Here is a 3,318-nt window from a genome sequence, read left to right as displayed (position 1 = left end):
AGCGGGACACGGCCGTGGAGTAGCCGAGGTCCAGCAGTCGGGTGGTGTCATCGATGTGGTCGATGAGTCGGTGTGCCTGATCGCGCAGGGCGGCGGCGTCGCGCCCGGACAGGATGACCGGCACCGGGCTCAACTCGCCCTTGGGGTCGTCCTGCTCGGTGGTGTCGTGCGGTGCCTGCTCCAGCACCACGTGCGCGTTCGTCCCGCTCAGCCCGAACGAGGACACCGCGGTACGCCGCGGTCGGTCCAGTTCGGGCCAGGTCACATGTTCGTTGAGCAGAGCGACCGTGCCTGCCGTCCAGTCGATTTCCGTGGACGGCCGCTCCGCGTGCAGGGTGCGGGGCAATTCGCCGTGTTGCATGGCGAGCACCATTTTGATGATGCCGCCCACGCCTGCGGCGGCCTGGGTGTGGCCGATGTTGGACTTCAGCGAGCCGAGCCAGAGTGGCTGTTCGGCCGGGCGGTCCTTGCCGTAGGTCGCGATCAGGGCTTGGGCTTCGATGGGGTCGCCGAGGCGGGTGCCGGTGCCGTGGGCTTCGACGGCGTCCACATCGCCGGGGTTCAGTCCGGCGTTCTCAAGGGCCTGGCGGATGACGCGTTGCTGTGAGGGGCCGTTGGGGGCGGTCAGGCCGTTGCTGGCGCCATCCTGGTTGACGGCGGAGCCGCGAACCACGGCGAGGATGCGGTGGCCGTTGCGTTCCGCGTCCGACAGCCGCTCGACCAGCAGCACACCCGCGCCTTCCGCCGGGCCGAAGCCGTCAGCGGAGTCGGCGAACGCCTTGCAGCGGCCGTCCGGCGACACCGCGCGCTGCCCAGAGAACTCCACGAGCGGGTCTGGCGACGACATCACCGTGGCGCCGCCCGCGAGCGCGAGGTCGCACTCACCGTTGCGCAGTGCCTGCGCCGCCAGGTGGAGCGCTACCAGGGAGGATGAGCAAGCCGTGTCGACGGTCACGGCCGGGCCTTCCAGGCCCAGGACGTAGGAGATACGGCCGGACATGACGCTGGCGGAGTTGCCGGTGCCGAGATGGCCGTCGAAGGTCTCCGTGCCACGCTGCAGCAGCGGCATGTAGTGCTGACCGTTGGTGCCCATGAACACGCCGGTGCGGGTGCCACGCTGCTCCGTGGGGCGCAGCCCGGCCCGTTCGAAGGACTCCCAGGCGAGCTCCAGGACGAGCCGCTGCTGCGGGTCCGTGGCGAGGGCCTCGCGCGGCGAGATCCCGAAGAAGGCGGCGTCGAAGTCGCCCGCGTCGTGCAGGAATCCGCCCCCGCGGACGTACGAGCGGCTGGTGCCGTCCGGGGCGTACAGCTCCGCCAGGTCCCAGCCGCGGTTGTCCGGCAGGTCCGTGATGGCGTCCCGGCCCTCGGAGAGCAGGTCCCACAGCTCTTCGGGAGTGGTGACGCCGCCGGGGAAGCGGCAGGCCATACCGACGATGGCGATCGGCTCGTCGGACTGGGGCGCGGCCGCGCGGACGGTCCCTGCCGGAACCTCTTCCTCGCCCAGCAGCTCGGTGCGCAGATGGTCGGCCAGGGCGCGCGGGTTGGGGTGGTCGAAGACGAGGGAGGCGGGGAGGGTGAGGCCGGTGGCCTCCTTGAGACGGTTGCGCAGTTCGACGGCGGTCATGGAGGTGAAGCCGATGTCCCTGAATGCCCGGTCCGGTTCCACGGCCGCCGCCGAACCCGCACCGAGCACCACAGCCACATGCGAGACGACCAGGTCCATGAGGGTCTTGTGCCGCTCGGCGACGGGGAGGGCGCGAAGTGTGCGGGCCAGCTCCGTGCTGTCGTCGGGCAGCACGTCGCCGGAGTCCGCCCCGGTGGGGGCCGCGGTCTGCGTGCTCCGCATCCGGCGGGCGTCGGGCAGCTCGTCGAAGAGGGCGCTGGGCCGCACGGAAGTGAACGACGTGAGGAACCGCTCCCAGTCGACATCAGCGACGGCGACCGAGCCCGCACCGCGTCCAAGTGCCTTTTCCAGCTCGGCGAGCGCTGCCCCCGGCTCCAGCGGGACGATGCCGTAACGGCGCATCGACTCGGCGTCGGTCCCCTCCGCGGTCACACCGCCGGACCAGGGCGTCCACGCCACGGAGACGGCCGGCAGCCCGCGGGCACGACGGCGCTCGGCCAGCGCGTCGAGATAGCCGGTGCCGGCGGCGTACGCGCCCTGGCGGGCGCCGCCCCACACCCCGGACACGGACGAGAAGACGACGAACCCGGGGACGTCGGCCGCCGCTCGGTAGCCCTCATCACCGCCCTCGCCCGGAGTCAGCAGCGCGTCGAGATGGGTGGCGGTGGCCGTCTTGGCGGCGACGGCCGCCGCGAGGTCGGCGGGGGTCGTCTCCGCCAGGGGAGCGAGCGCCACCTGAGGCGGAGCGATCACGACCAAGGTGGGGGAGTGCTTGTCGAGCAGGGCGGCGAGGGACGCGCGGTCCGTCACATCGGTGCCGGTGGCGACGGCCGTGCGCGGGGCGAGCTCCGACAGCGCTGCGGGCAGCTCGGTGAGCGCCGGGTCGGCGAGGACCACCCGCTCGGCGCCCTCCGCGAGCAGCTGCTGTACGAGCCGTTCGGCCACGGGCTCGGTGTCCCCCACGAGCAGCACCGTTCCGCTGGCCCGCCACTTCTCATGGGTGGTGCGTGCGGGGACGCGTACGAGGCGACGGCCGTAGGCGCCGGAGGGGCGGAGGGCGATTTGGTCTTCGGTGGTGGTGTGGGCGAGGGCTTGGGTGAGGTGGCGGGTGGTCTGGGGGGTGAGGGTGTGGGGGAGGTCGATGAGTCCGCCCCAGTGGTCGGGGTGTTCGAGGGCGGCGACGCGTCCGAGGGCCCAGAGTTGGGCGGCTTCGGGGTCGGGGGTCTCGCCGGGGGTGATGGCGACGGCGCCCTGGGTGAGGGTCCAGAGCGGGGCCTTGAGGTTGGTGTCGCCGAGGGCCTGCGTCAGAGCGAGAGTGGCGGTGAGGCCGAGCAGGGAGACGATGCCGGTACAGGGCGTGGCGTTCGCCTCGGTGAGGAGGGTGGTGAGTGCGGCGCGGTCCGTGGCGGGGTCGACGGCGAGGTGGGTGACAGTGGCGCCGTGGGTGGCGAGTGCCTCGGCCAGGTCGGTTGCGCGGGCAGTGCTCTCACCGGTGGGGGAGAGCAGTACCCAGTGGCCGGTGAGGCGTGCCGGTTCCATGAACGGCAGATGCTTCCAGGTGACTTGGTAGGAGAGAGAATCCTGCGAGGCCTGGGCGGACTCCAGCCAGTAGTGCTGGCGTTGGAAGGGGTAGGTGGGGAGGTCGGTGGGTTGGGCGCCGGTGTTGTCGTAGAGGGTGGGCCAGTGTATGGGGG

Annotated in this window: 1 protein-coding gene; it reads right to left on the bottom strand. The window is 71.9% G+C overall.

What is annotated here, in order from left to right:
- Window positions 1-3,318: type I polyketide synthase (locus tag ACIGQF_RS38425; protein WP_399720748.1), on the bottom strand; the 3,318-nt coding region annotated here is incomplete at both ends.

Origin of the sequence: Streptomyces sp. NPDC053560 (genome assembly GCF_044544605.1) — a bacterium.
Lineage (GTDB): Bacteria > Actinomycetota > Actinomycetes > Streptomycetales > Streptomycetaceae > Streptomyces.
This window is presented reverse-complemented; position numbering and strand designations above follow the sequence as displayed.